We start from the raw sequence: 603 nt of genomic DNA on the forward strand, positions 1-603 counted from the left end.
CTACCTTCCCGTCACCATCGCTATCAATGTCGTTGCCCTTGTACGACGTAGCGGAATCTGCGACCTCGGCCTGATCTACTTTCCCGTCGGCATCGGCGTCGATCGCGTCGAGCTGGTCGGCGTGGTTATTGACAGCCGTAACTGTCTGATTCCAAAACCAGTCGAACATTTCGGGATCGGGGAAATCACCTGTCCCGAAGTTGAGTCCGTCAGGGGGCTGTGCGCCTGTAGAGCCGTGGCTATGGTCAATCGAATCTGCCATCGTATCGAAGTGTACTGTTGTTCAAAACCGCATGAGGACTGCGTATGCGCGTGGTGTGCGAATTTAGTGGCTACCGCGACCAGACACCCTCACCGAAGCCAGCCTCGTACTCCTCGGCGTTCGACGCGTCTGAACGGAAGGTGAACACGTCGTTGTCAGCGATGAGTTGAATCCCCGTTCCAGCAGGCATGGCCTCGGTGAGCCGACGTTCGAGCCGATCCTTTGAGATTGGGACTTGGTCGATCCGTTGTGGATCAACGATGAACAGCAACTCAGGGGCGTCAGTAGCGACTTCAACCGTAATGCTGTCAAGCGCGTCTTCCCCGAACGCGACAGCCATC

General features: G+C 56.7%; 2 protein-coding genes. Both read right to left on the bottom strand.

The features are described from left to right. On the bottom strand, positions 1 to 262 hold a 262-nt coding region (locus EXE45_RS17430; protein WP_199233688.1), incomplete at its 3' end, for a hypothetical protein. A 70-nt stretch (positions 263 to 332) separates the two neighbouring features. After that, on the bottom strand, positions 333 to 603 hold a 271-nt coding region (locus EXE45_RS19925), incomplete at its 5' end, for a hypothetical protein (protein WP_158294321.1).

The organism is Halorubrum sp. SP9 (assembly GCF_005435015.1).
Taxonomy (GTDB): Archaea; Halobacteriota; Halobacteria; order Halobacteriales; family Haloferacaceae; genus Halorubrum; species Halorubrum sodomense.